The organism is Bacillus sp. SJ-10, assembly GCF_002843505.1.
Classification (GTDB): Bacteria; Bacillota; Bacilli; order Bacillales; family Bacillaceae; genus Bacillus; species Bacillus velezensis.
Genome location: NZ_CP025258.1, coordinates 3096416 through 3122066, shown reverse-complemented (window position 1 = coordinate 3122066; position 25651 = coordinate 3096416). Strand labels below are relative to the sequence as shown.

General features: G+C 48.6%; 25 protein-coding genes and 1 riboswitch. Of the genes, 24 read left to right on the top strand and 1 reads right to left on the bottom strand.

The window, feature by feature from the left end; translation table 11 throughout:
* Positions 1–45: 45 nt before the first annotated feature.
* Positions 46–150: riboswitch (SAM riboswitch) on the top strand.
* 127 nt (positions 151–277) lie between these two features.
* From CXL14_RS15410 to CXL14_RS15375, 8 genes are all read left to right on the top strand, one after another.
* Positions 278–979 carry a phosphoadenylyl-sulfate reductase gene (locus CXL14_RS15410; RefSeq protein ID WP_003154369.1) on the top strand — a complete coding sequence of 234 codons (702 nt, stop codon included), beginning with the start codon at positions 278–280 and terminating at the stop codon, positions 977–979.
* A gap of 12 nt (positions 980–991) precedes the next feature.
* Positions 992–2056, top strand: coding sequence for a sulfate permease (locus tag CXL14_RS15405; protein ID WP_012117522.1), 1065 nt, complete (start codon positions 992–994; stop codon positions 2054–2056).
* A 48-nt stretch (positions 2057–2104) separates the two neighbouring features.
* Positions 2105–3253, top strand: a complete 1149-nt coding sequence (gene sat, locus CXL14_RS15400; protein WP_014417734.1) for a sulfate adenylyltransferase — start codon at positions 2105–2107, stop codon at positions 3251–3253.
* A gap of 13 nt (positions 3254–3266) precedes the next feature.
* Positions 3267–3860 (top strand): adenylyl-sulfate kinase, encoded by a 594-nt coding sequence (cysC, locus tag CXL14_RS15395; protein ID WP_007611313.1) that lies wholly within the window; start codon positions 3267–3269, stop codon positions 3858–3860.
* Positions 3861–3984: 124 nt separating this feature from the next.
* Positions 3985–4758 (top strand): uroporphyrinogen-III C-methyltransferase, encoded by a 774-nt coding sequence (gene cobA / locus CXL14_RS15390; protein WP_007409740.1) that lies wholly within the window; start codon positions 3985–3987, stop codon positions 4756–4758.
* A complete protein-coding gene (locus tag CXL14_RS15385) occupies positions 4759–5544 on the top strand; it encodes a sirohydrochlorin chelatase (protein ID WP_014417735.1) in 786 nt (261 codons plus the stop codon).
* A complete protein-coding gene (locus tag CXL14_RS15380) occupies positions 5525–6013 on the top strand; it encodes a precorrin-2 dehydrogenase/sirohydrochlorin ferrochelatase family protein (RefSeq protein ID WP_014417736.1) in 489 nt (162 codons plus the stop codon). The genes CXL14_RS15385 and CXL14_RS15380 overlap by 20 nt, the downstream gene beginning before the upstream one ends.
* Before the next feature lie 93 nt (positions 6014–6106).
* Entirely contained in the window at positions 6107–6355 is a 249-nt protein-coding gene (locus tag CXL14_RS15375) for a hypothetical protein (RefSeq protein WP_014417737.1), read from the top strand.
* Positions 6356–6436: 81 nt separating this feature from the next.
* On the opposite strand, the gene CXL14_RS15370 is transcribed toward CXL14_RS15375, so the two are convergent.
* Positions 6437–8143: an Rqc2 family fibronectin-binding protein gene (locus CXL14_RS15370; protein ID WP_014417738.1), complete on the bottom strand. Its 1707-nt coding sequence runs from the start codon at positions 8141–8143 to the stop codon at positions 6437–6439.
* A gap of 119 nt (positions 8144–8262) precedes the next feature.
* On the opposite strand from CXL14_RS15370, the gene CXL14_RS15365 reads away from it, so the two are divergent.
* The 16 genes from CXL14_RS15365 (at position 8263) to CXL14_RS15290 (ending at position 25650) form a co-directional block, all read left to right on the top strand.
* The gene (locus CXL14_RS15365; protein ID WP_014417739.1) at positions 8263–10935 is read left to right on the top strand and encodes a calcium-translocating P-type ATPase, SERCA-type; all 2673 of its coding nucleotides are present in this window, start codon (positions 8263–8265) and stop codon (positions 10933–10935) included.
* Between the two features lie 81 nt (positions 10936–11016).
* Entirely contained in the window at positions 11017–11892 is an 876-nt protein-coding gene (locus CXL14_RS15360) for a YicC/YloC family endoribonuclease (protein WP_014417740.1), read from the top strand.
* 76 nt (positions 11893–11968) lie between these two features.
* Positions 11969–12238 carry an extracellular matrix/biofilm regulator RemA gene (gene remA / locus CXL14_RS15355; protein ID WP_003154355.1) on the top strand — a complete coding sequence of 90 codons (270 nt, stop codon included), beginning with the start codon at positions 11969–11971 and terminating at the stop codon, positions 12236–12238.
* A gap of 7 nt (positions 12239–12245) precedes the next feature.
* Positions 12246–12860 carry a guanylate kinase gene (gmk, locus tag CXL14_RS15350; RefSeq protein ID WP_003154347.1) on the top strand — a complete coding sequence of 205 codons (615 nt, stop codon included), beginning with the start codon at positions 12246–12248 and terminating at the stop codon, positions 12858–12860.
* A gap of 3 nt (positions 12861–12863) precedes the next feature.
* Positions 12864–13067 carry a DNA-directed RNA polymerase subunit omega gene (gene rpoZ / locus CXL14_RS15345; protein WP_003154346.1) on the top strand — a complete coding sequence of 68 codons (204 nt, stop codon included), beginning with the start codon at positions 12864–12866 and terminating at the stop codon, positions 13065–13067.
* Positions 13068–13157: 90 nt separating this feature from the next.
* Entirely contained in the window at positions 13158–14378 is a 1221-nt protein-coding gene (gene coaBC / locus CXL14_RS15340) for a bifunctional phosphopantothenoylcysteine decarboxylase/phosphopantothenate--cysteine ligase CoaBC (RefSeq protein WP_014417741.1), read from the top strand.
* Complete coding sequence (gene priA / locus CXL14_RS15335; protein WP_014417742.1) at positions 14375–16786, top strand: primosomal protein N'; 2412 nt, start codon at positions 14375–14377, stop codon at positions 16784–16786. Before coaBC ends, priA begins: the two co-directional genes overlap by 4 nt.
* A 24-nt stretch (positions 16787–16810) precedes the next feature.
* Entirely contained in the window at positions 16811–17293 is a 483-nt protein-coding gene (gene def, locus CXL14_RS15330; RefSeq protein WP_014417743.1) for a peptide deformylase, read from the top strand.
* A 4-nt stretch (positions 17294–17297) separates the two neighbouring features.
* A complete protein-coding gene (fmt, locus tag CXL14_RS15325; RefSeq protein ID WP_014417744.1) occupies positions 17298–18251 on the top strand; it encodes a methionyl-tRNA formyltransferase in 954 nt (317 codons plus the stop codon).
* On the top strand, positions 18238–19581 hold the full coding sequence (gene rsmB, locus CXL14_RS15320) for a 16S rRNA (cytosine(967)-C(5))-methyltransferase RsmB (protein WP_014417745.1): 1344 nt from the start codon (positions 18238–18240) through the stop codon (positions 19579–19581). Before fmt ends, rsmB begins: the two co-directional genes overlap by 14 nt.
* 3 nt (positions 19582–19584) lie before the next feature.
* Positions 19585–20676: a dual-specificity RNA methyltransferase RlmN gene (gene rlmN, locus CXL14_RS15315; protein ID WP_014417746.1), complete on the top strand. Its 1092-nt coding sequence runs from the start codon at positions 19585–19587 to the stop codon at positions 20674–20676.
* A gap of 5 nt (positions 20677–20681) precedes the next feature.
* A complete protein-coding gene (locus tag CXL14_RS15310; RefSeq protein ID WP_007409750.1) occupies positions 20682–21443 on the top strand; it encodes a Stp1/IreP family PP2C-type Ser/Thr phosphatase in 762 nt (253 codons plus the stop codon).
* Positions 21437–23380, top strand: coding sequence for a Stk1 family PASTA domain-containing Ser/Thr kinase (pknB, locus tag CXL14_RS15305; protein WP_014417747.1), 1944 nt, complete (start codon positions 21437–21439; stop codon positions 23378–23380). Before CXL14_RS15310 ends, pknB begins: the two co-directional genes overlap by 7 nt.
* 14 nt (positions 23381–23394) lie before the next feature.
* On the top strand, positions 23395–24285 hold the full coding sequence (gene rsgA / locus CXL14_RS15300; RefSeq protein WP_014417748.1) for a ribosome small subunit-dependent GTPase A: 891 nt from the start codon (positions 23395–23397) through the stop codon (positions 24283–24285).
* 1 nt (position 24286) lies between these two features.
* Positions 24287–24937: a ribulose-phosphate 3-epimerase gene (gene rpe / locus CXL14_RS15295; RefSeq protein ID WP_014417749.1), complete on the top strand. Its 651-nt coding sequence runs from the start codon at positions 24287–24289 to the stop codon at positions 24935–24937.
* Between the two features lie 68 nt (positions 24938–25005).
* Complete coding sequence (locus tag CXL14_RS15290) at positions 25006–25650, top strand: thiamine diphosphokinase (RefSeq protein WP_101287870.1); 645 nt, start codon at positions 25006–25008, stop codon at positions 25648–25650.
* The last annotated feature ends 1 nt before the right edge of the window (position 25651 follow it).

The window sequence follows — 25651 nt, the reverse complement described above, 5'->3', positions numbered from 1 at the left end:
TTGACTTCTGTTAGAATTGTGCTAAAATTTAGTACAAATCTAAAAAGCTTATCAAGAGCGGCTGAGGGACTGGACCGATGACGCCCGGCAACCTGCGTGAATTGCAAGGTGCCGCATCCAGAAAAATGCACAGCATTTTGAAGATAAGGGCTATACCGGGTCACTGTCTTTCATTCCGCTGGATTGAAAGTTTTTTATATGAAAAAAAGATTGAGGGATAAGACAACCGGCAGAAAACAACAGCTGTTTGATTGTCTCCGGGAGGAGGAAAGAAAAAATGCTAACGTATGACACATGGGAAGAGCCGGCGATTACATTTCCGGAAGACGATTCCTATAAAGGCGCGCTGTCCGTTTTAAAATGGGCATACGGCCACTACGGAGACCAGCTTGTTTACGCGTGCAGCTTCGGGATTGAAGGCATCGTCCTGATCGATTTAATTTCTAAAGTAAAGAAAGACGCGGAAATCGTGTTTCTTGATACGGGTCTTCACTTTAAAGAAACATATGAAACGATTGAAAAAGTGAAAGAACGTTACCCGGGGCTGAACATTATCCTGAAAAAGCCAAGCCTTACTCTTGAGGAACAGGCCGAGGCTCACGGAGATAAACTGTGGGAAAGAGAACCGAACCAGTGCTGCTACATCAGAAAAATTCTGCCGTTAAGAGAAGCGCTCGCGGGGCATCCGGCATGGCTGTCCGGTCTTCGCCGGGATCAAGGGCCGAGCCGGGCGAATACGAATTTCCTGAATAAAGACGACAAGTTTCAATCGATTAAAGTATGCCCGCTGATCCATTGGACATGGAAAGACATCTGGAGATATACTTCCAAGCATGAGCTGGATTACAATATCCTCCACGATCAGGGGTATCCGAGCATCGGCTGTGAACCGTGCACTTCACCTGCATTTACCGCGGAAGATTTGCGGAGCGGCAGATGGAACGGCATGGCGAAAACAGAATGCGGACTGCATGAATAAAGGAGCTGCACGATGGAATTAGCCGCTATTTTATTCTGCCTGTTTTTTGCCATGAATATCGGAGCCAGCGGAGCCGCGGCTTCAATGGGAGTCGCTTACGGGTCCGGCGCCGTTAAAAAGAAAACGTATGCGCTGATCATCTGCGCGGCCGGAGTCCTGTCAGGGGCGGTTATCGGCGGCGGTGAAGTTGTTAAGACGATCAGCGGCGGAATCATTCCCGAACAAACCATTACGCTCACCATTGTCTGCATTATTATCGGATCGGCGGCGCTATCGTTATTCACGGCGAATGTGCTCGGCATTCCGCTGTCGACGAGTGAGGTCACTGTCGGGGCGATTGTCGGTGTCGGCGTCGCGTACAAAGTATTGTTTTTACAGCATCTTTTGGTCATCGTGAGTTTTTGGGTGCTTGTACCGTTTGTCGCGTTCTGTTTCACGTTTCTCGTCTCGAAGGTATTCAGTTCTCTGAATATTCGAGTCATTTCGAATCGGAAACAGAAGATTTTAGGGATTGTGCTGCTGATTGCGGGGTTTTGGGAAGCTTTTTCAGCCGGAATGAATAATGTCGCAAATGCAGTGGGCCCTCTGGTTGCTGCGGGCGTGCTCAGCGTGTCCAAAGGAACGCTGTACGGAGGCATCTTTGTCGCTCTCGGCGCTCTGCTTTTAGGACGTAAAGTGCTTGAAACCAACGGGAAAAAGATTACGAGATTTTCAGCCGGAGAAGGCATACTGCTTTCAGGAACCGGCGCGGGGCTTGTCATTATCAGTTCCGTCTTCGGTCTGCCGGTCCCATTGGCGCAAGTCACATCATCATCAATTATCGGTATCGGAATGGCCAAAAACGGGCCGAACGTTTTTCATAAAGAAGTCGTGAAAACGATGCTCAAAGTATGGGTCGTTTCGCCGTTTTTGTCACTATCGATTTCGTATCTGCTTGTCTCCCTGCTGTTAAAAGGAGATTACTATTCCATCTTTATGATGGCCAGCGTGCTTTTGGCAGCTGGCGGAGCCGCCAGTCTGATGAAAGCCATCCGAAAAGAGAAACGCTCTGTCCATGAACAAGGCGGGGGCATTTAACTATTAATCTGAGTTTATTTATCTGTTAACTGGGAGGAATCATGTATTATGAGTTTAGCACCGCACGGAGGAACATTAATTAACCGGGTGAATGAGCAGTATGATCTTACATCCGTCCAAAAAGAAATTGAGCTTGATTTGATTTCGTTCGCTGATTTAGAGCTGATCGGCATCGGGGGGTACAGCCCGATTGAAGGATTTTTCACAGAAAAAGATTACGTGTCAGTCGTTGAAAATATGCGTCTGGCATCCGGGGTTGTCTGGTCCCTGCCGATCACGCTTCCGGTCGATTCAGAAAAAGCGGCTGAGCTTGCCGTCGGCGACACGGTGAAACTGACTTACGGCGGAGAAACATATGGCGTCGTCGACATCGAAGATATTTATACGCCGGATAAACAAAAAGAAGCTGTTCACGTATATAAAACCGATGATGCCGCGCATCCGGGCGTGAAAAAATTATTTTCACGCGGCGATACGTATATCGGCGGGCCGATCACATTAGTTAAAAAAGCGTCAAAGCAGTTTCCCGAGTTTACATTTGAACCTGCCGATACAAGACGAAGCTTCGAAGAAAAGGGCTGGAAAACCATCGTCGGTTTCCAAACGAGAAATCCGGTTCACCGCGCCCACGAATATATCCAAAAAACCGCGCTTGAGACGGTTGACGGCCTGTTTTTGAACCCGCTCGTCGGTGAAACAAAATCAGATGACATTCCGGCGGATGTCAGAATGGAAAGCTACCAGGTGCTGCTCGATCATTATTATCCGAAAGACCGTGTTTTCCTCGGCGTATTTTTGGCGGCAATGCGGTATGCGGGGCCGAGAGAAGCCATTTTCCACGCGCTTGTCCGCAAAAACTACGGCTGCACGCATTTTATCGTCGGCCGCGATCATGCCGGCGTCGGTGATTACTACGGCACATATGAAGCGCAAGAGCTGTTTGATCAATTTACAGCGGATGAACTCGGGATTACACCGATGAAATTCGAGCACAGCTTCTTCTGCCGGAAATGCGGCAACATGGGAACGGCCAAAACATGCCCGCATGACAGAGAAGACCACGTCATTCTGTCAGGAACAAAGGTTAGAGAAATGCTGCGAAGCGGCGTCATGCCGCCGGCGGAATTCAGCCGTCCTGAAGTTGTCGAGGTGTTGATTAAAGGGCTGAAAACGAAAGAAGAAGCAGGCGTTTCTTAAGGAGGAAAATAGAGTGACAAATCGTGATATCGTGTGGCATGAAGCCTCAATAACGAAAGAAGAATACCAGCAGAAAAACAAGCATAAAAGCTCTATCCTCTGGCTGACGGGCTTAAGCGGTTCAGGGAAATCCACGATTGCAAACGCCGCAGCGCGCGAGCTGTTTGAACAAGGCTATCAAGTCATCGTGCTTGATGGTGATAACATCCGCCACGGCTTAAACAAGGACTTAGGTTTTTCCGATGATGACCGCAAGGAAAATATACGCCGAATCGGGGAAGTGGCGAAGCTTTTCGTTCAGCAGGGAACCATCGTCATCACGGCTTTTATTTCTCCGTTCCGTGAGGACAGAGATCAGGTGAGAGAGCTTGTGGCAGAGGGCGAATTTAATGAAATCTATGTGAAATGCGACCTCGATATATGTGAAAAACGCGATCCGAAAGGTTTATATAAAAAAGCAAGAAATGGTGAAATTCCGTTCTTTACGGGGATCGACTCACCGTATGAAGAGCCGAAAGCGCCTGAGCTCGTACTTGATTCAGGCAAATGTGAACGCGAAGAATGCACGGGAAGACTGGTTGACTTTGTGAAAAACAGCTTAGCATAATAGGTCCAAAAAGGCCGCGCAATCAGCCGGATATCCCCCCTAATGGCGGGATATGGTAAAATAGCTGAAGTGCGGCCTCGCGGCTGTTCTGGGAAGATTTCAAAACGGATCGGGGAGACATGCTATGGGGAAAGTATTTATCGTTGGAGCCGGTCCGGGAGATCCGGACTTATTAACGGTCAAGGCAATGAAAGCCATACAGAAAGCGGATGTTATATTATATGACAGATTGGTAAGCAAAGAGATTTTACAGTATGCCGGAGAAGAAGCGGATCTGATTTACTGCGGCAAGCTCCCGGATTTTCACATTATGAAACAGGATACGATCAACCGTTTCCTTGTGAAGTATGCGAAAAAAGGAAAAACCGTTGTAAGGCTCAAGGGGGGCGACCCGTTTGTTTTCGGCCGCGGAGGCGAAGAAGCGGAGGCTCTCGCGCAAAACGCCATTCCGTTTGAGATCGTTCCCGGCATTACATCAGGAATCGCGGCTGCTGCTTATGCCGGCATTCCCGTGACGCACAGAGAGGCGAGCTCCAATGTCGCATTCGTTACGGGGCATTATAAACAAGAAGACGACTTTGAAGAAAAATGGAAAGCGCTGGCGACGGGCATTGATACGCTGGTGATTTATATGGGAATTAAAAATATCCGGCAGATAGAAAGAATGCTGCTGGAAAACGGAAGAGACGCCGGCACCCCGGCAGCCTTTATTCATTGGGGAACGACGGACAGGCAAAAAACAGTCGTCTGCACCGTCGGCACGCTTTCAGACACAGTGATAAAAGAAGAAATCAAAAACCCGAGCTTAATTGTTATCGGTGATGTCGTCAATTATCACTGCAAACTGGACTGGTATGCATCTGAACAGAAAAATCTGGATTTGAGCGAGGCGTTGTAAATGAAGCAGGCGATTTTATACATCGGGCACGGAAGCAGGCTGAAAAAAGCGCAGACAGAGTCGGCGGCGTTTTTAAAAGGGTGCATGCCGCACGCTGACGCTCCCATTCAGGAAATTTGTTTTTTAGAACTGCAGGAACCGTCTATTGAAGCGGGATTTGAAGCATGTGTCAGACAAGGCGCCACTCATATTGCGGCCGTGCCTTTGCTGCTGTTGACCGCTGCCCACGCAAAACATGACATTCCGGCTGAAATCGCCCGTGCGGCGGCCCTGCATCCCGATATAAAAGTGACATATGGTGTTCCGATCGGAGTGGACGATGAAGTCGTAAAAGCGGTGCATCATCGCATTGAAGATACCGGAGTGCCCATTGAGCAGGCGAAAGTGGTGCTGATCGGAAGAGGAAGCACAGATCCGGCAGTTAAAAACGCAGTCAGTAAGATTGCCGGAAAACTTGAGGCGATTACACCTGTTAAAGAAGTCATCCCTTGTTTTTTAACAGCATGTGACCCGCACTATAAAGAAGTGTTTGCCGGCCTTGAAGAGGATGACGGAGCACCCGTTTTTATCGTTCCATATCTTCTGTTTACCGGGCTTTTAATGACTGAGATTGAACGGGAAGTTCAAAAGCTTCAAACGATCAATCAAAATGTTCATCTCGCTTCATACTTAGGTTTTCACCCGCATATTAAGCAGGCGTTTTTGAACCGTGTGTCAGAAGCTGTTCGAAACCCCGGCGGCCAGTTTGATTTTAAGGGGGGACAGTATGCTGCCTCTGCACATTAATCTAAGCGGAAAAAGAATTATCATCGCGGGCGGAGGCAATGTTGCCTTAAGAAGGCTCAAAACGGTGCTTCCGGAAGGCGCGGATATTACTGTAATCAGTCCCGATGCCCTGCCTGAAATTAAACAGCTGGCGGATGAAGGACGTATTCGCTGGGTTTCCCGTAAAATTGAAATGAAGGATCTCGCGCCCGCTTTTTTCATCATTGCCGCGACAAATGACCGCAGCGTGAATCAGGAGATAGCCGCGACCGCTTCTGAAACACAGCTGGTCAATTGTGTAAGCGAGGCTGAACAGGGCAGCGTGTATATGCCGAAGATCATCCGCAAAGGTCGCATTCAAGTATCCGTATCAACAAGCGGCGCAAGCCCGGCACATACGAAAAGACTGGCTGAGGACATAGAGCCTCTCATTACTGCTGATTTGGCTGAAGAAGTGGATCGTTTATTTGAGAAAAGAAGAAGATCATAAAAAACACCTTGTCTGTCATCAGGCAGGGTATTTTTTATACTGTCCTGACAGTCCCCGAATGTGAACAATTCAAAACGAAAGCGGGCAGTTTGAATGTTATATGCCGACAAGCGGTCAGGATTGCGAAGTGACGCGGAATATGTATCTGGTCCCGATGCCGCCTGGATTCCGCCCGCATACAAAGGAAAGGTCAGAGACCCGCCCGGATGTGCTCAGGTTCGGCGAGGGAAGGTGACAGTATCCGCCGCCAAATCAGGTGTGACCGTTTTAATCAGAGACGGCCCCGGCGGATCAGGCAGACATGACGGGAAACTGATCAGATACTGTAAAGATCGGTTCTGACGGCTGGGAGAGTTTCGTCACCGTTTATAAGTAATAAAAAACACCTCCAAGCTGAGTGCGGGTTTCAGCTTGGAGGTGCGTTTATTTTTTCAGCCGTATGACAAGGTCGGCATCAGGTGTGACAAATACGGTATGCTGGCTGTCATAGGTGACAAATCCGGGCTTTGCGCCGTTTGGCTTTTTCACGTGTCTGATTTTTGTATAATCAACGGGAACGGAGCCGGAATCTTTCGCCTTGGAAAAATAAGCGGCGATCGCAGCCGCCTCCAGTATGGATTGTTCATCCGGATCGCTGCTTTTAATCACAACGTGGGAACCCGGAATGTCTTTCGTGTGGAACCATAAATCATCCCTTGCGGCAGCTTTTGTCGTTAAGTATTCATTTTGTTTATTGTTTTTGCCGACAAGAATCGTCAATCCCCGTGAAGATTCATATTGCTCCAAAACAGGAACGTGCTGCTTCTGCTTTTTCTGTCCTCGCTGCTGTTTCGGTCGCAGATATTTGCCTTCCACAAGCTCTTCCCTTATTTCGTGAATATCCTTTGTGGAGGCGGAGGAGAGCTGCTGGATCAGCTGATCGAAATAAGCGATTTCCTCCTCGGCCAGACGGATCTGTTCTTTTACCACCTCGACGGAATTCTTCGCCTTTTGATACTTTGTAAAATACATCTGCGCGTTTTCTGACGGTGTTTTGTTCGGATTTAAAGGGATGGTCACCGTCTTACTTTCTTCATCATAATAATTGATGACTTCCGCTTCTTTGTCACCTTTTTTCAGCATATACAAATTCGCCGTCAGCAGTTCGCCGTATAGCTGGAATTCCTTCGCATTCTCTGAGTAGTCGAGCGTCTTTTCCAGCTTTTTTATCTTATTGGCGTTCTTTTTCCGTTCATTTGCGACAAACCGCTCGAGATCCTGAGCCTGCTGTTTGACGCGGTCGCGTTCCGCTTTGCCGAAATAAAACCGGTCCAACAGCTCACTCAGTGAGTGAAAGGTGCGCTCCTCTCCGTTTACATGTGTGAGAGACAGGAGATAAAAGTATTCCTTTCCGCCGGCTGTTGTAATGTTTGGTGTAAACCTGCAATCTTTCACGGCATGGAACATTTCAATCAGCGTCTTCGGCAGCGTTATTTTGTTAGCGAGACCCGCTCTGTGAACGGCTTCTTTTGCAAACAGCGGAGAAACACCGGAGAAATGTCTGACGATCTGCTGGTCAAGCCGTCCTTCCTGAAAACTGAGATAACGCAAAACGTCTTCTTCGTCCGCGGCGAGCGGCGAAATTTTTTCCTGAGCGGGAGGAAGCTTGTAATCATAGCCCGGCAGAACGGTCCGGTAGCTGTTCATCGACGGAGATAAATGTTTCAGCCCGTCGATGATGGCTCCTTCTCCGTCAGTCAGGATAATATTGCTGTGCCGTCCCATAATTTCAACATACAGCGTTCTTACGGTTTCGTCGCCGATTTCATTTCTGCTTTTTATGCGGAATATCATAATCCGGTCTAATCCGGCCTGTTCTATTTTCTCAATAAATCCGCCTTCTATATGCTTTCTGAGCAGCGTACAAAACATCGGCGGCTCGCTCGGATTTTCATAGGCCTGATTCGTCATGTGCACCCGTGAATAGCTCGGATGCGCCGATAATAATAATTTATGGTTTTTTCCGTTAGCGCGGATATGGAATATCACATCGTGCTTAAAAGGCTGATGGACTCTCGTGATCCGGCCTCCGGCAATCCGGCTGTTTAATTCATGTGTCATTCCGTATGTAAACATGCCATCAAAAGACATATAAAACACCCTTTCCTTCTTCCTGCATTCGATAATTATAGCATGAAAAGGGACGAGTCAGAATAAGCTTGTTTACAGAGTGACATCTCTAAAGCGAGGCAGGGGAGTGGACGAGAAGAATGAAGTTTCATGAAATGGGACAAACCGATTTGCTGAAAGCAACAAATACGTCCATTAAACAGGGGTTGACCGAAAAAGAGGTGAAAAAACGCCTTGAAAAGCACGGGCCGAACGAGCTTCAGGAGGGCAAGAGGACACCGGCGATCGCCGTGTTTTTCGCCCAATTTAAAGATTTTATGGTGCTCGTGCTGCTGGCGGCAACCTTAATATCCGGGTTTTTAGGCGAATATGTAGATGCCGTAGCGATTATGGCGATTGTATTTGTCAATGGGGTTCTCGGTTTTTTTCAAGAGCGGCGGGCGGAAAAGTCTTTACATGCATTAAAAGAGCTGTCAACGCCGTATGTGTCAGCGTTGCGGGACGGGAGCTGGAAGAAAATTCAGTCCAAGGAGCTCGTTCCCGGCGATATCATGAAATTTTCAAGCGGCGACCGGATTGGCGCGGATGTGCGGATCGTTGAAGCGAAAAGCCTTGAAATTGAGGAATCGGCGCTGACCGGGGAATCAATTCCGGTGGTTAAACAAGCCGATAAATTGAGAAAGCCGGATGTTTCGTTAGGCGACATCAGCAATATGGCGTTTATGGGTACGATCGTAACGCGCGGCAGCGGTGTCGGCGTCGTTGTCGGTACAGGAATGAATACGGCAATGGGGAAAATCGCCGATATGCTGGAATCCGCCGGCAGCCTTTCAACACCGCTACAGCGAAGACTTGAAGAGCTCGGCAAAATTTTAATTATCGTCGCGCTCCTTTTAACGGTATTGGTCGTTGCAGTCGGCGTCTTACAGGGACATGATCTTTACAGCATGTTTTTGGCCGGGGTGTCATTGGCCGTCGCCGCGATTCCGGAAGGGCTTCCCGCCATTGTTACGGTGGCATTATCAATCGGCGTCCAGCGCATGATCAAACAAAAATCAATTGTCAGAAAGCTCCCGGCGGTTGAAACATTGGGCTGCGCCTCTGTCATTTGTTCTGATAAAACCGGCACGCTGACACAAAACAAAATGACCGTCACCCATATGTGGTCAGGCGGCAAAATTTATAAAGTGTCGGGCATCGGCTATGTGCCGGAGGGCGTTTTCACTCGCGATGAGCGGGAAATCAAGCCGAAAGATGAGAAGATTCTTGAACAGATGCTGGTTTTCGGCGCGTTGTGCAACACATCTGAAATCTCACTGAAAGACGGCCGTTATGTACTCGACGGTGATCCGACAGAAGGAGCGCTGCTGACGGCTGCAAGAAAGGGCGGCTATTCAAACGATTGGCTCAGCGGGCAATACCGCGTGGTTGCCGAGTTTCCGTTTGACTCCGTCCGCAAAATGATGACCGTCATTATAGAGGATAAGGAAAAAAAGCAGTTCGTCATCACTAAAGGAGCGCCCGATGTGCTGATTGACCGCTCGTCACATCTGATGCACGGCGCAAGAAGTACGCCTTTTTCAGGAGAAAAGAAAGCAGAAACGGAAGCGGTTCTGAAAGAGCTGGCGTCGCAAGCTTTGCGTACGATCGCGATTGCTTATAAACCGCTTAAGCCCGGAGAAAAGCCGACAATGGAGCAGGCGGAAAAAAATCTGACGATGCTCGGCTTGTCAGGCATGATTGATCCGCCCCGTCCGGAGGTCAGACAGGCCATTAAAGAATGCCGTGAGGCCGGCATTAAAACGGTTATGATCACAGGAGATCACGTCGAAACGGCAAAGGCCATTGCAAAAGATTTGCGTCTTCTTCCGAAAAAGGGGCGTGTGATGGACGGCAAGACGCTGAATGAGCTTACGGAGAAAGAACTTATCGAAACGGTCGATGATGTCTACGTCTTCGCACGCGTGTCACCTGAACATAAATTGAAAATCGTCAAAGCGTTTCAGGAAAACGGACACGTCGTCGCCATGACGGGAGACGGGGTTAATGACGCGCCGGCCATAAAGCAGGCAGATATCGGTGTTGCCATGGGCGTGACGGGAACGGATGTGGCAAAGGAAGCCTCTTCTCTCATTCTGGTGGATGATAACTTTGCTACGATTAAATCAGCCATAAAAGAGGGACGGAATATCTATGAAAATATAAGAAAATTCGTCCGATATTTGCTCGCCTCCAACGTCGGTGAAATTTTAGTGATGCTGTTTGCGATGCTTCTCGCTCTGCCGCTGCCGCTCGTTCCGATTCAGATATTGTGGGTGAACTTAGTCACTGACGGGCTGCCGGCGATGGCCCTCGGTATGGATCAGCCGGAAGGAGATCTGATGAGGCGGAAGCCGCGGCATCCGAAAGAAGGAGTGTTTGCGCGAAAACTGGGCTGGAAAGTCGTATCAAGAGGGTTTTTAATCGGAGCCGCAACCATTTTAGCGTTTATCATCGTCTATCACCGCAATCCTGAAAATCTGCCCTACGCACAGACCGTTGCATTCGCGACTCTTGTCCTGGCTCAGCTTATACACGTGTTTGACTGCCGGAGCGAAACGTCTGTTTTCTCCCGGAATCCGTTTGAAAATATCTATCTGCTCGGCGCCATCATTTCTTCTATCTTCCTGATGGTCATCGTCATCTATTATCCGCCGCTGCAGCCGATTTTCAAAACAGTGCCGATTACGCCGGGCGATTGGATGCTGATTATCGGTATGTCGGGCATACCTACTTTTTTGCTGGCGGGTTCACTTTTGACAAGAAAAAAATAATTCCATATGATATAATCTTAGGGGTAATAGCATGTCTATTGCCCTTTTATTTTGATAACGGGAAAGAATTGGGTGTTTCATATGATACGGAGTATGACAGGCTTCGGCAGCGCAAGCAGCACAAAAGGCGATCTCTCGGCAACCGTTGAATTGAAATCCGTCAATTACCGGTTCAAAGAAGTGAACGCCCGCCTGCCACGGCCTTTGCTATATGTAGAGGATAAGCTGAAACAAACGATATTGCAGCATATACAGCGCGGAAGAGTAGAGCTGTTTCTCACTGTAAACAGTGACGCGCTCATAAAAAGAAGCCTGAACATCGATTGGGAGCTCCTTGATGAATATGTGAGCGCCGCACGCGTCATGAAAGAGCGCTACAGCCTGGCGGCAGAACCCGATGCAATGGATTTCTTTAAATTTGAACATATTGCGCAGATACACGAAGAACAGATGCGTGATGACAAGCTTGAAGAAGTCATCAGGGAAGCCGCTGAGCTGGCTGTAAAGGAACTTTGTGACATGAGGGAAAAAGAAGGACGGCTTTTGGCGGAAGACTGCTTTCTGCACATTGAGCGGCTTGAGACGCTGTCCGAACAGGTGAAAGAGCGCGCTTCGGCCGTTGTTATTCAATACCGCGAGCGTCTTTACGCCCGAATGAAGGAATGGACGGAGGACGCACTCGACGAAAGCAGGCTGATCACGGAATGCGCCATTTTCGCCGACCGTTCTGATATTACGGAAGAAATTACCAGATTGAAGAGCCATTTTGTTCAATTCCGTGATATATTAAAAGAAGGCGGGGCAGTCGGCCGCAAACTTGATTTCCTTGTTCAGGAGCTTAACCGGGAAGCGAACACGATCGGCTCAAAAGCCAATGATCATCAAATCACAAAGCTTGTCGTTGAAATGAAAAGTTCTATTGAAAAATTGAAGGAACAAGTGCAAAATATAGAATAGCGACTGTGCGTATTGTTTACAGACGGTCTCTTCAGGTTACACTAGAGACGTCTATTTTACAGGGGGAACGTAGAAGATGACGATTAAACTGATTAATATCGGATTTGGCAATATCATCTCCGCCAATCGGATGATTTCGATTGTCAGCCCGGAGTCTGCGCCAATAAAGCGAATGATCCAGGATGCAAGAGACCGCGGAATGCTAATAGACGCTACATACGGACGAAGAACCCGTGCAGTTGTCGTCATGGATAGTGATCACATTATCTTATCTGCCGTCCAGCCTGAGACAGTTGCACACAGACTTTCTGTGAAAGAAGAAATTATGGATGAAGGGCAGGGGTAATTGCCGCATGAAAGAAAGAGGGTTATTAATCGTTCTCTCAGGTCCCTCCGGAGTTGGAAAAGGAACGGTTCGGCAAGCAATATTTTCACAACAGGACACGAAATTTGAATACTCAATTTCAGTCACGACGAGAAACCCGAGAGAGGGCGAGGTCGACGGCGTCGATTATTTCTTTAAATCAAGAGATGAATTCGAACGCATGATTGAAAACAACAAACTGCTTGAGTGGGCGGAATATGTCGGCAACTATTACGGAACGCCCGTTGATTATGTCGAACAGACGCTTCAAGAAGGAAAAGACGTCTTCTTAGAGATTGAAGTGCAGGGCGCGCTCCAAGTGCGTAATGCATTTCCGGAAGGCCTGTTTATCTTCTTAGCGCCGCCGAGTCTTTCTGAGCTGAAAAACAGAATCGTGACAAGAGGGACTGAAACCGACGATTTAATCGAAAACAGAATGAATGCCGCAAAAGCTGAAATCGAAATGATGGACGCGTATGATTATGTCGTTGAAAACGACGATATCCAAACGGCTTGTGATAAGATTAACGCAATCGTTCTCGCCGAGCACTTAAAACGTGAACGCGTCGCTCCGAGATATAAGAAAATGCTGGAGGTAGAATAACTTATGTTAGATCCGTCAATTGACTCTTTAATGAATAAATTAGATTCTAAATATACGCTGGTGACCGTGTCTGCAAGACGCGCGCGTGAAATGCAGATCAAAAAAGACCAGCAGATTGAACATACCATTTCTCACAAATATGTAGGCAAAGCTTTAGAAGAAATTGACGCGGGCCTGCTTTCGTTTGAAAGAGAAGACAGCGAATAACAAGCACACGTAGCAACCTATCTCTACATAGGTTGTTATTTTTTTCCGTTTGGGATTTGTCCAATGCTTTCATAAAGGGGAGAAGACTTCATGAAAAACCGAAACATTCTGCTATGCGTAAGCGGAGGAATTGCCGTTTATAAAGCTTCCGCACTCACGAGCAAGCTGGTTCAGGCCGGCGCAAACGTCAAAGTGATTATGACTGAGTCCGCGCGTGAGTTTGTTTCTCCGCTGACATTTCAGGCGCTGAGCCGGAATGAAGTGTATACAGATACATTTAATGAACAAAATCCGAAGGTGATTTCTCATATTGATGCCGCTGACTGGGCGGATTTAATTATTGTCGCGCCCGCTACGGCAAATATCATCGGCAAGCTTGCCAACGGAATTGCTGACGATATGCTCACAACGACGGTGCTGGCGGCTGAGGCCCCGGTCTGGGTGGCGCCTGCGATGAATGTCCATATGTATGATCATCCGGCGGTGAAACGGAATATCTCTGTGCTTTATCAGGACGGGGTCCGCTTTATCGAGCCGAGTGAAGGCTATTTGGCATGCGGATATGTCGGCAAAGGAAGGCTGGAGGAGCCGGAGCTTATTGTTGAGCGTGTCAGAGAGCATTTTAAGGAGCCTGAAGACGATGCGCCGCTGAAAGGAAAACATATTGTCATTACGGCCGGTCCGACGCGCGAAGCCGTGGACCCTGTCCGCTTCTTCACAAATAAATCCACCGGCAAAATGGGCTACGCCGCTGCTGAAGCCGCCGTCCGTCTCGGAGCGCGGGTGACGCTGATTTCAGGTCCGGTGTCAATAGAGCCGCCAGTCGGGCTGTATCAGTTTCTTCCTGTGCAATCGGCAGCTGATATGAAAGAAGCCGTGCTTTCTGTGTTTGATTCATGCGACATGGTGATTAAGACGGCGGCCGTGGCCGATTTTACGCCGGCGGCTGTTTCTGATCACAAAATGAAGAAGAAAGACGGTTCGCTCGTGATCGAATTCAACCGTACGGCAGACATACTGAAAGAACTCGGCGAACGGAAAACACACCAGCTGCTGGTCGGATTTGCGGCTGAAACGCAAGACGTCGAACGCTATGCGCGCAGAAAACTCGAACAGAAAAACCTTGATATGATCGTTGCGAATAATGTGAAAGCGGAAGGGGCCGGATTTGGCACGGATACGAATGTCGTCACCTTCTATTTCCGGGACGGAAGAAAACGGGAGCTTGCGCTTATGTCTAAACTTGATGTTTCCTTTGAAATGCTGAAGGAAATGACCGCTTTGAAAGCCGAGGACCGAAAACCGGTATGAATGTAGCAGAAGTCATTGTCGATGTCAGCTCCAAAAACATTGACAGACCCTTTGATTACAAAATTCCCGATCATTTAAAAGGGATGATCGAAGTCGGCATGCGGGTGATTGTCCCGTTTGGCCCGCGCAAGCTTCAAGGATTTGTGACCGGTTTGAAAGATTCGTCTGAATTAAACGGCGGCTCAATGAAGGAAGTCGAGAAGCTTCTTGATTTGACGCCCGTTCTGACTGAGGAACTGATGCAGCTGTCTTCATGGCTTTCTGACAAAACGCTGTCGTTTAAAATCACGGCGCTTCAGGCAATGCTGCCCGCCGCACTGAAGGCGAAGTACGAGAAAGAGCTGAAAGTCGTTGACGAAGAAGCGCTGACACCGGACATTAAACAGCTTTTCAGGAATCAAAAAAGTCTTCTCTACTCGGATATTACCGATGAAAGCATTCTTTCGTCACTTCAAACATTCGTGCGCAAAGGAAGCATTGATGTCACATATAAAGTCGCCCAAAAAACGAATAAAAAAATGATCCGCATGATCGAAGCGGGGGCAGACAAAGAAGAACTCGCCCGGCACGCAGATTCATTGACAAAGCAGGCTTCTAAACAGCTCGCCGTGCTTACTTATTTTATCGGCGGGGGAGCAAAGATTTCCGCGGCCGAGCTTTGCAAAAAGACCGATTCCAGTTCCGCGACGCTGAAAACGCTTCTTAAAAAGGGGCTTCTTACGGAAAGCTTTGAGGAGGTTTACCGCGATCCCTATCAGGACAGAATGTTCAAAAAAACAGAGCCGCTCTCTCTTACAGAAGAGCAGCGGGCTGCTTTTGAGCCGATTAAACAAGCCGTAGCCGACCATGTCCATCACGTCTTTCTGCTTCACGGCGTCACTGGAAGCGGCAAAACGGAAATTTACCTGCAATCCATTGAAAAAGTGCTGGCAAAAGGACAAGAAGCCATCGTGCTCGTTCCGGAAATCTCGTTGACACCGCAAATGGTCAACCGTTTTAAAGGCCGCTTCGGCTCACAGGTTGCGGTCATGCACAGCGGATTATCCACAGGTGAAAAATACGATGAATGGCGGAAGATTCAGCGCAAGGAAGTCCGGCTTGTTGTCGGAGCCAGATCGGCCATCTTTGCCCCGTTTGAAAATCTCGGCATGATCATTATTGATGAAGAGCACGAATCTTCCTATAAGCAGGAGGAAATGCCGCGGTATCATGCAAAGGACGTAGCCATCCGCCGGGCCGAGCATCACAGCTGTCCGGTCGTCCTCGGGAGCGCCACGCCGACATTGGAATCATTTGCGCGGGCGAAAAAAGGCGTTTATGAGCTGCTACCGTTAAAACATCGCGTAAATCGCCAGCTCATGCCTGACGTTTCTCTCGTTGATATGAGAGAAGAACTGAGAAACGGCAACAGATCAATGTTTTCAAGAGAGCTGATGGAACAGCTGGAAGAGAAGCTTGCAAAAAAAGAGCAGGCTGTCCTTTTCCTGAATAAACGGGGGTATTCCTCGTTTGTGATGTGCCGGGACTGCGGTTATGTGCCGCAATGTCCGCATTGCGACATTTCAATGACTTATCACCGCTACGGACAAAGGCTGAAATGCCATTACTGCGGCCATGAGGAACCTGTCCCGGGAACATGCCCGGAATGCGGCAGCGAACATATCCGCTTTTTCGGCACAGGCACGCAGCGTGTGGAGGAGGAGCTTACCAAAGTGCTGCCTCAGGCGCGCGTGATCAGGATGGATGTGGACACCACTTCAAGAAAAGGCGCCCATGAAAAACTGTTGTCAGCGTTCGGTGAAGGGAAGGCGGATATCCTGCTCGGTACGCAAATGATCGCAAAAGGGCTTGATTTTCCGAACGTGACGCTCGTCGGAGTATTAAGCGCAGATACGACGCTTCACATCCCTGATTTCAGGGCTGCGGAGAAGACATTCCAGCTGCTGACGCAGGTAAGCGGACGGGCCGGGCGGCATGAAAAGCCGGGAACGGTGGTCATTCAAACGTATACACCGTCTCATTACAGCATTCAGCTGACGAAAACGCACGACTATGAAACTTTTTTTCAGCAGGAAATGGCGCACAGACGGGCCCAGTCATACCCGCCTTATTATTACGTGGCGCTGGTGACCGTTTCTCATGAAGAAGCGGCAAAAGCCGCGGTCACCGCAGAAAAGATTACAAACTATTTAAGAGCGGGATGCGGGCCTGATACGAAAATTCTCGGGCCGGCGGCTTCCCCGATCGCCAGGATCAAAGATAGATATCGCTATCAATGCGTGATAAAATACAGACAGGAAAACGAGTTGCAGATTCAGTTGAAAAAGATACTGGAGCACTATAAACGCGACATTGCGCAAAAGCATGTAATGATTTCAATCGATATGAATCCGTACATGCTGATGTAACATTAGTTTTTGGAGGGCAAAATTTTGGCTGTGAAAAAAATCGTCACACACCCGGCGGAGGTTCTGGAAACACCTGCCGAAGAAGTGACAGTGTTTGATAAAAAATTAAAAAAACTGCTTGATGATATGTACGATACGATGCTCGAAATGGATGGCGTCGGCCTCGCCGCGCCGCAAATCGGCATTTTAAAAAGAGCGGCCGTCGTGGACATCGGTGAAGAAAGCGGCCGGATCGACCTTGTAAATCCGGTTATTCTTGAAAAGAGCGGTGAACAGACCGGAGTCGAGGGCTGCTTAAGCTTTCCCGGGGTTTACGGCGATGTCACCCGCCCGGATTACGTAAAGGTAAAAGCCTATGACCGTAAAGGAAAACCGTTTATTTTAGAAGCGGAGGGTTTTTTGGCCAGAGCCGTTCAGCATGAAATGGATCATTTAGACGGCATTTTATTCACATCAAAAATTACGGCTTACTACACTGAAGAAGAACTGGCAGAAATGGAAGGATGATTGGATGACAAGGATCGTTTTTATGGGAACGCCCGACTTTTCAGTTCCCGTCCTGCGCACGCTTATTGAAGACGGATATGAAGTGGTTGGTGTCGTTACGCAGCCTGACCGCCCGAAAGGCAGAAAAAAAATCATGACGCCCCCTCCTGTAAAGGCTGAAGCTGAACGTCACGGCATTCCCGTGCTTCAGCCCGAAAAAGTAAGGCTCGAAGAAGAAATAGAAAAAGTGCTCAGCCTGAAGCCGGACCTGATTGTTACGGCGGCATTCGGACAGATCCTCCCCAAGCAGCTGCTGGACGGCCCGAAATACGGCTGTATCAACGTACACGCGTCACTATTGCCTGAATTAAGAGGCGGAGCGCCGATACATTATTCGATTCTCCAAGGCAAGAAGAAAACGGGCGTGACGATCATGTATATGGTTGAAAAGCTTGATGCGGGCGATATGATTTCTAAAATCGAAGTGGAAATTGATGAAACGGATAACGTCGGCACGCTTCACGACAAATTAAGCATAGCGGGGGCAAAGCTTTTGTCAGAGACCGTTCCGAACGTCATTTCCGGGAATATTAAACCGATCAAACAGGACGAATCAAAAGCGACTTACGCGCCTAACATTAAGCGTGAGCAGGAGCGGATTGATTGGGCAAAGCCCGGAGAAGAGATTTACAACCAGATCAGAGGTTTAAACCCTTGGCCTGTCGCCTATACAACTTTGAACGGTCAAACTATTAAAGTATGGGCTTCTGAAAAAGTTGCGGCAAAAACTGAAGCTGCGCCCGGAACAGTCATCCGCACGGAGCAAAACGGCATTGTCGTCGCATCAGGAAACAGCACAGCCCTTTTAATCACTGAGCTGCAGCCGGCGGGAAAAAAACGGATGAAGGGCGAAGATTTTGTAAGAGGCAAAAATGTGCAGCCCGGTGACGTGTTAGGAGAAGCAAATGAAGAAAATTAATGTCCGGGAGCTCGCCCTCGAAGCGCTTGAGAAGCTTGAGCAAAATCAGGCATACAGCAACCTGCTTCTTACATCGGTTATCAAAACGAACACGCTCAGCGATCAGGACAGAGGGCTGCTGACAGAGCTTGTCTACGGAACGCTGCAAAATAAAATCGCCTTAGACTTTATGCTGAAGCCTTTTATCCGCAAGCCGAATAAGGTGAAGCCGTGGGTGATTCAGCTGCTTCGTCTGTCCGCGTATCAAATGGAGTATTTAGAAAAAATTCCGGATCGCGCCGCCATCCATGAAGCGGTTGAAATCGCCAAAAAACGCGGGCATAAGGGCATTGCGTCCTTTGTCAACGGCATCCTCCGCTCCCTGCAGCGTGAGGGGGCGCCGTCATTCGCTGAAATTGAAGACCCGGTTCTCCGTCTTTCTACAGAGACAAGCCATCCCGAATGGCTCGTAAAAGAGTGGGTCGAGGCGTACGGCTTTGAGGCGGCTGAAAAGATCTGCCGGATTCATCTCATTCCGCCGAAGCAGACGCTCCGTGTCAATCACATAAAGAGCGACAGGGAAACGGTGCTGAATGAGATGGAGAATGCCGGTCTGGAAGCGGAAGCCGGAGACCTTTCTCCTGATGCGATTAAGCTTTTAAAAGGAAGCATCGCGAACACGGCATTTTTCCAAAACGGCCGGGTATCCATACAGGATGAAAGCTCAATGCTTGTCGCGCGGGCGCTGGACCCGAAGCCGGGCGAAACCGTTTTAGACGCATGCGCCGCACCGGGCGGAAAGTCGGCTCACATTGCGGAACTGATGGAGAACGAGGGGAGCCTCACATCGCTTGATCTTCACCGCCATAAAGTGAAGCTGATTAAAGAGGGCGCAGAACGGCTCGGACTTACGATCATCGACGCACAAACGATGGATGCGCGAAAAGCGGGAGAGGCCTTTGGCGCAGAACGGTTTGACCGTATTCTCGTTGATGCCCCTTGCTCAGGTTTCGGCGTCATCAGAAGAAAACCCGATATGAAATATACGAAGACGCCGGAGGACAGCAGACGGCTGTCAGAAATCCAGCTCGGCATTTTAAGGGAAATCGCCCCATTAGTAAAAAAAGGTGGCACACTCGTATACAGTACGTGTACAATGGACCGGACAGAAAATGAAGAAGTTATGCATGCGTTTATACAAGAACACCCTGAGTTTGAACCCGATTTGTCTCTTGAAAAGCGGCTGCCTGAAAAGGCGAGACCCTTTGTTCAGGATGGAAGCCTTCAAATTCTTCCGCATTATTTCGGAACAGACGGTTTCTTTATTAGCAGCATGAGAAAGAAGGGATAAAAAATGACACAATTAAAAAAGACAAGCGTACGGAAAGAGCTGCGGACTGAGCAGCCGTCCATTTACTCTTTTGAATTAGATGAAATCAAACAATGGCTGACTGAGAATGGCGAAAAGCCGTTCCGCGCGGCACAGATTTTTGAATGGCTCTATGAAAAGCGGGTTTCTTCATTTGATGAAATGACAAACCTCTCAAAAAGCCTGCGTGAAAAACTCGAGAGCCATTTTGTGCTGACAACGCTGAAAACGGCTGTAAAACAGACATCTCAAGACGGCACGATGAAATTTTTATTTGAGCTTCATGACGGTTATACGATCGAAACGGTTTTAATGAGACACGAGTATGGTAATTCTGTATGTGTAACGACACAGGTCGGCTGCCGGATCGGCTGCACATTTTGCGCGTCAACGCTCGGCGGACTGAAACGGAATCTTGAAGCGGGAGAAATCGTCGCTCAAGTCGTGAAAGTGCAAAAGGCGCTTGATGAAACGGATGAACGCGTCAGCTCAGTCGTGATCATGGGAATCGGAGAGCCGTTTGATAATTTCAATGAAATGCTCGCTTTCTTGAAAATCATTAACCACGATAAAGGACTGAACATCGGAGCGCGTCATATCACAGTTTCCACCAGCGGAATCATTCCGAAGATTTACGATTTCGCCGATCAAAAAATGCAGATCAATTTCGCGATTTCTCTGCATGCTCCGAATACGGAAATCAGAAGCCGTCTGATGCCGATTAACAAAGCCTATAAGCTTCCTGACCTTATGGAGGCCGTCAAATATTACATCGAGAAAACAGGCAGACGGATCAGCTTTGAATACGGGCTGTTCGGCGGCGTAAATGATCAGGTCGAACATGCAGAAGAGCTTGCAGAACTGTTAAAAGACGTGAAATGCCATGTCAATTTAATTCCGGTAAACTATGTGCCTGAACGGGATTACGTCCGCACACCGAGAGATCAGATTTTCGCATTCGAAAAAACGTTAAAATCCCGCGGTGTAAATGTCACGATCAGAAGAGAGCAAGGCCATGACATTGACGCGGCCTGCGGTCAGCTTCGCGCGAAGGAGCGTCAAGACGAGACGAGGTGAAGAGGTTGATTACAGCCTTGAAAACAGATACAGGTAAAGTCCGCCGGCATAATGAAGATGCGGCGGGCATTTTCACAAAAGAAGACGCGGTGCTTGCGGTTGTCGCCGACGGCATGGGCGGTCATCTTGCCGGAGATGTAGCGAGCAGGATGGCGGTTGCGGCGATGGAAGAGCAGTGGAACCGGACCGAAACGGTTCCTTCTCTGCCGTCTGCTTGCGAGGATTGGCTGAAAGACCGGATTCATGAGGCGAATGTCAAAGTACATGACCACGCTAAAGCGAATGAAGAATGCCGGGGAATGGGCACCACCGTTGTTTGCGCCTTATTCACCGGGAAGTTTGTCACTGTGGCTCATATCGGTGACAGCCGGTGCTACCTGCTTCAAGAGGGGGAATTCACTCAGCTGACTGAGGACCATTCGCTTGTGAATGAGCTGGTCAAGACGGGGGAAATTTCGAAAGAGGACGCCGAGCACCATCCGCGGAAAAATGTATTGACGAGAGCGCTGGGGACAGATGAAACCATCAGTCCCGACGCCCGTTCTTTTGAACTGTCTGACGGCGATCAGCTGCTTTTATGCTCTGACGGACTGTCAAATAAAATAGAAGATCACGAGATCAAACAAATGCTTCAAGCCGAATCTGATCCTCAGGAAAAAGTAGACCTTCTCATCAGCAAAGCGAATCAAAACGGCGGCGAAGATAACATCACGGCTGTGTTGATTGAGTTTTCCGCAGATGCAAAAGAGGGTGAAGACAAGTGCTAACCGGCAAGCGGATCAGCGGGCGTTATCATATCCTCCGGCCCATTGGCGGCGGCGGAATGGCAAACGTTTTTTTAGCTGAGGACATCATTCTCGAACGTGAAGTCGCAATTAAAATTCTGCGGTTTGACTTTGTGAATGACAATGATTTTATCAGGCGTTTCAGAAGAGAAGCACAGTCGGCATCAAGCCTCGATCATCCGAATATCGTGAGTATTTACGATATCGGGGAGGAAGGCGATATTTATTACATTGTCATGGAATATGTGGAAGGCATGACATTAAAGGAATACATAACCGCACACGGACCGCTTCATCCGAAAGAAGCGCTGTCCGTTATGGAGCAGATCGTCTCGGCCATCGCCCATGCCCATCAAAACCATATCGTGCATCGGGATATTAAACCGCACAATATATTGATAGACCATTTAGGGCATATCAAGGTGACGGATTTCGGCATCGCCACAGCGCTTACGTCTACGACAATCACACATACGAATTCTGTGCTGGGCTCGGTTCATTATTTGTCTCCGGAGCAGGCGAGAGGCGGTCTTGCAACGAAAAAATCAGATATTTACGCGCTCGGCATCGTGCTGTTTGAGCTTTTAACAGGTAAAATTCCTTTTGACGGAGAATCAGCCGTCAGCATAGCGCTAAAGCATCTGCAAACAGAAACGCCTTCCGCCAGAAAGTGGAACCCTTCCATTCCGCAGAGCGTCGAAAACATTATTTTAAAGGCAACCGCCAAAGACCCGTTTCACCGCTATGAAAGCGCCGAGGACATGGAAGCGGACATCAGAACGGCTTTTGACGCCGGCAGGCTGAATGAACAAAAATTTTCCGTTCAGGATGATGAGGAAATGACAAAAGCCATTCCCGTTATTACTGACGGCGCAAAAGCCGCGCCTCAGGCGGAAACGCCGGGGGAGACGGACGATAAGGAACAGCAGCCCGCCAAAAAGAAAAAACGGAAATGGCCGTGGGTTTTGCTGTCCGTTTGTTTCATTTTCATTATGGCGGCTGTTCTTGCGGTCACCGTGTTCCCGTCTTTATTTATGCCTAAAGATGTAAGCGTCCCCGACGTACGGGGCATGAAGTACGAAAAAGCGGAAGCCCTGCTTGAAAAGAACGGGCTCCGGGCGGATCCTGATATAACGGACATTGAAGATGAAAAAATAGAAGAGGAATTAATGGTCAAAACGGACCCAAAAGCGGGGTCTACCGTTAAAGAAGGCTCTTCTGTAAAACTGTACAAAAGCATCGGAAAACCGAAAACCCAGCTGATCGACGTGAAAGGACGGCAGATCGGCGACGCAAAAAAAGCGCTGAAGGAAAAAGGCTTCAAACATGTCAATGTCAAAGAAGAGAACGATGACAGCGAGGCCGGCACCGTAATTGATCAGGACCCGTCAGCCGGCACCGACATGGTCGCAAGCGACGATGAAGTCAATCTAACGGTCAGCCTCGGCCCGGCGGACGTTACGCTGAGGGACTTAAAGACTTACAGCAAAGAAGCGGCTTCAGGGTATCTTGAAGATAACGGCCTGCAGCTTGTTGAAAAACAAGCCCATTCAGATGACGTACCAAAAGGACAAGTCATGAAGCAAGAGCCGTCAGCCGGCACTGCGGTTAAGCCGGGAAGTAATGTTGAAGTGACGTTCTCGCTCGGACCTGAAGAAAAACCGGCGAAAACGGTAAAAGAAAAAATCAGCATTCCTTACGAACCCGAACATGAAGGGGACGAGCTTGAAGTGCAAATCGCCATCGATGATAAGGACCACAGCATCTCTGATACGTATGACTCATTTAAAATAAAAGAGCCGACTGAAAAAACAATTGAACTGAAGATTGATCAGGGACAGAAGGGGTATTACCAAGTGATGGTCGATCATAAAGTCGTCAGCTACAAAACGATTGAATACCCGAAAGATAATGACTGACAAGGAGGGACCCTATGCCTGAGGGCAAAATTATAAAAGCGTTAAGCGGATTCTATTATGTCTTGGATGAATCACAGGACAAGATCATTCAATGCAGGGGCCGGGGCATTTTCAGAAAAAATAAAATAACGCCCCTGGTCGGCGATTATGCCGTTTATCAGGCTGAAAATGATAAAGAAGGCTACCTGCTGGAAATCAAAGAACGAACAAACGAGCTGATCAGGCCGCCGATTTCAAATGTCGATCAGGCCGTTCTCGTCTTTTCCGCCGTTCAGCCTGCGTTCAGCACGTCTTTATTGGACCGTTTTCTCGTCCTTGTGGAAGCCAACGGCATTCACCCGATCATCTGCATAACCAAAATGGATTTAGCTGCAGACGGGGAATCGAAAGAGGCGATACTTTCTTACGTGAAAGACTATCAGGGGATCGGTTATGACGTATATGTGACGTCATCAAAAGAAAACAGCGGTTTAACAGGCATTGTGAAACACTTCGAGAACAAAACGACGGTGTTTGCCGGTCAGTCCGGAGTCGGAAAATCTTCGCTTTTAAATGCGATCAGCCCGGAGCTTGAGCTGAAAACAAACGAGATTTCCGCGCATTTGGGACGCGGAAAACATACGACGCGCCATGTGGAGCTCATTCATACATCAGGCGGTCTGGTGGCGGATACTCCGGGGTTCAGTTCGCTTGAATTTACCGGCATTGAGGAAGATGAGCTGGGCAGCACGTTCCCTGAGATCAGAGAAATAAGCGCCTCTTGCAAATTCAGAGGCTGTCTGCATCTTAAGGAGCCGAAATGCGCGGTAAAGCAAGCGGTGGAAGAAGGAGAGATTCAGCCGTACCGCTATGAGCATTACAAAGAATTTATGCAGGAAATAAAAGAGAGAAAGCCGAGGTATTAATATGATTAAGGTTGCGCCATCAATTCTTTCCGCCGATTTTGCTTCACTGGGCGAGGAAATTAAAGACGTGGAAAAAGGAGGGGCGGACTATATCCATATTGATGTCATGGATGGCCATTTCGTCCCTAACATTACAATCGGGCCGCTTATCGTTGAAGCCGTCCGTCCGGTGACTGATCTGCCGCTGGATGTCCATCTTATGATTGAAAACCCGGACCGCTACATACCGGCATTCGCAAAAGCCGGCGCGGACATCCTTTCCGTTCATGCTGAAGCGTGTCCGCATCTTCACCGGACCATTCAATTGATAAAAGAGCAGGGGGTAAAAGCGGGAGTTGTGCTCAATCCGCATACGCCCGTCCAAATGATTGAACATGTGATCGAGGAACTTGACCTTGTGCTGTTAATGACGGTTAACCCCGGTTTTGGCGGCCAGCGCTTCATTCATTCGGTTCTGCCGAAAATCCGTCAGGTCAAACAGCTGGCTGAGGAGAAAGGCCTGTCTGAGCTTTTAATCGAGGTGGACGGAGGCGTTAATAAAGAAACAGCCCCTTTATGCGCTGAAGCGGGCGCCAATCTGCTTGTTGCCGGGTCTGCCGTATATAATCAGCCGGATCGGAAAAAAGCCATCGCTGACATCCGAAACGCGTAATAAACATGCTGAAAAAGAGCCCGGTGAAAGCCGCCGGCTCTTTTCGCGTCTAAGAGAGAGGAAAACATATGAAGACAATCAATATCGTTGCGGGCGGCCCGCGGGAACTTATTCCCGATCTATCCGAATACACAGACGGAGATACGACGTGGGTCGGAGTCGATAAAGGGACGGTTTCTCTTTTGGAAGCCGGAATCATTCCGCAGGAAGCTTTCGGTGATTTTGACAGCATTACGGAAGAGGAGCTCATGCAGATTCAAAAAGCGGCGCCGGCCCTCTATGTGTATCAGGCGGAAAAAGATTATACCGATCTTGAACTCGCCCTTGACTGGGCTTTACAAAAAGAACCGGAAACCATTCGGATGTTCGGTGTGACGGGCGGAAGAGCCGATCACTTTTTAGGGAACATCCAGCTGCTGTATAAAGCCTTACATAAGAATACCGATGTCGAGCTGATCGACCGGCAGAATGACATTCAGATGTTCGGGCCCGGCCGTTATACAATTGAAGAAAAAGCGCGCAGACGCTATATTTCTTTCATTCCATTTACGGAAGCGGCAGACGGCCTGACACTCGACGGTTTTAAATATCCCCTTGATAATTGTCATATTCCTCTGGGTTCCACACTATGTATTAGTAACGAACTCATTCATTCACGAGGTACTTTTTCGTTTGCAAAAGGCATATTAATAATGGTAAGGAGCGCGGATTAAA

Excerpts from the sequence above, each read along its gene's own strand:
- CXL14_RS15410 (WP_003154369.1), top strand. The coding sequence starts at position 278 with ATGCTAACGTATGACACATGGGAAGAGCCGGCGATTACATTTCCGGAA.
- CXL14_RS15405 (WP_012117522.1), top strand. The coding sequence starts at position 992 with ATGGAATTAGCCGCTATTTTATTCTGCCTGTTTTTTGCCATGAATATC.
- sat (WP_014417734.1), top strand. The coding sequence starts at position 2,105 with ATGAGTTTAGCACCGCACGGAGGAACATTAATTAACCGGGTGAATGAG.
- cobA (WP_007409740.1), top strand. The coding sequence starts at position 3,985 with ATGGGGAAAGTATTTATCGTTGGAGCCGGTCCGGGAGATCCGGACTTA.
- CXL14_RS15385 (WP_014417735.1), top strand. The coding sequence starts at position 4,759 with ATGAAGCAGGCGATTTTATACATCGGGCACGGAAGCAGGCTGAAAAAA.
- CXL14_RS15380 (WP_014417736.1), top strand. The coding sequence starts at position 5,525 with ATGCTGCCTCTGCACATTAATCTAAGCGGAAAAAGAATTATCATCGCG.
- CXL14_RS15375 (WP_014417737.1), top strand. The coding sequence starts at position 6,107 with ATGTTATATGCCGACAAGCGGTCAGGATTGCGAAGTGACGCGGAATAT.
- CXL14_RS15370 (WP_014417738.1), bottom strand. The coding sequence starts at position 8,143 with ATGTCTTTTGATGGCATGTTTACATACGGAATGACACATGAATTAAAC.
- CXL14_RS15365 (WP_014417739.1), top strand. The coding sequence starts at position 8,263 with ATGAAGTTTCATGAAATGGGACAAACCGATTTGCTGAAAGCAACAAAT.
- CXL14_RS15360 (WP_014417740.1), top strand. The coding sequence starts at position 11,017 with ATGATACGGAGTATGACAGGCTTCGGCAGCGCAAGCAGCACAAAAGGC.
- remA (WP_003154355.1), top strand. The coding sequence starts at position 11,969 with ATGACGATTAAACTGATTAATATCGGATTTGGCAATATCATCTCCGCC.
- gmk (WP_003154347.1), top strand. The coding sequence starts at position 12,246 with ATGAAAGAAAGAGGGTTATTAATCGTTCTCTCAGGTCCCTCCGGAGTT.
- rpoZ (WP_003154346.1), top strand. The coding sequence starts at position 12,864 with ATGTTAGATCCGTCAATTGACTCTTTAATGAATAAATTAGATTCTAAA.
- coaBC (WP_014417741.1), top strand. The coding sequence starts at position 13,158 with ATGAAAAACCGAAACATTCTGCTATGCGTAAGCGGAGGAATTGCCGTT.
- priA (WP_014417742.1), top strand. The coding sequence starts at position 14,375 with ATGAATGTAGCAGAAGTCATTGTCGATGTCAGCTCCAAAAACATTGAC.
- fmt (WP_014417744.1), top strand. The coding sequence starts at position 17,298 with ATGACAAGGATCGTTTTTATGGGAACGCCCGACTTTTCAGTTCCCGTC.
- rsmB (WP_014417745.1), top strand. The coding sequence starts at position 18,238 with ATGAAGAAAATTAATGTCCGGGAGCTCGCCCTCGAAGCGCTTGAGAAG.
- rlmN (WP_014417746.1), top strand. The coding sequence starts at position 19,585 with ATGACACAATTAAAAAAGACAAGCGTACGGAAAGAGCTGCGGACTGAG.
- rsgA (WP_014417748.1), top strand. The coding sequence starts at position 23,395 with ATGCCTGAGGGCAAAATTATAAAAGCGTTAAGCGGATTCTATTATGTC.
- rpe (WP_014417749.1), top strand. The coding sequence starts at position 24,287 with ATGATTAAGGTTGCGCCATCAATTCTTTCCGCCGATTTTGCTTCACTG.
- CXL14_RS15290 (WP_101287870.1), top strand. The coding sequence starts at position 25,006 with ATGAAGACAATCAATATCGTTGCGGGCGGCCCGCGGGAACTTATTCCC.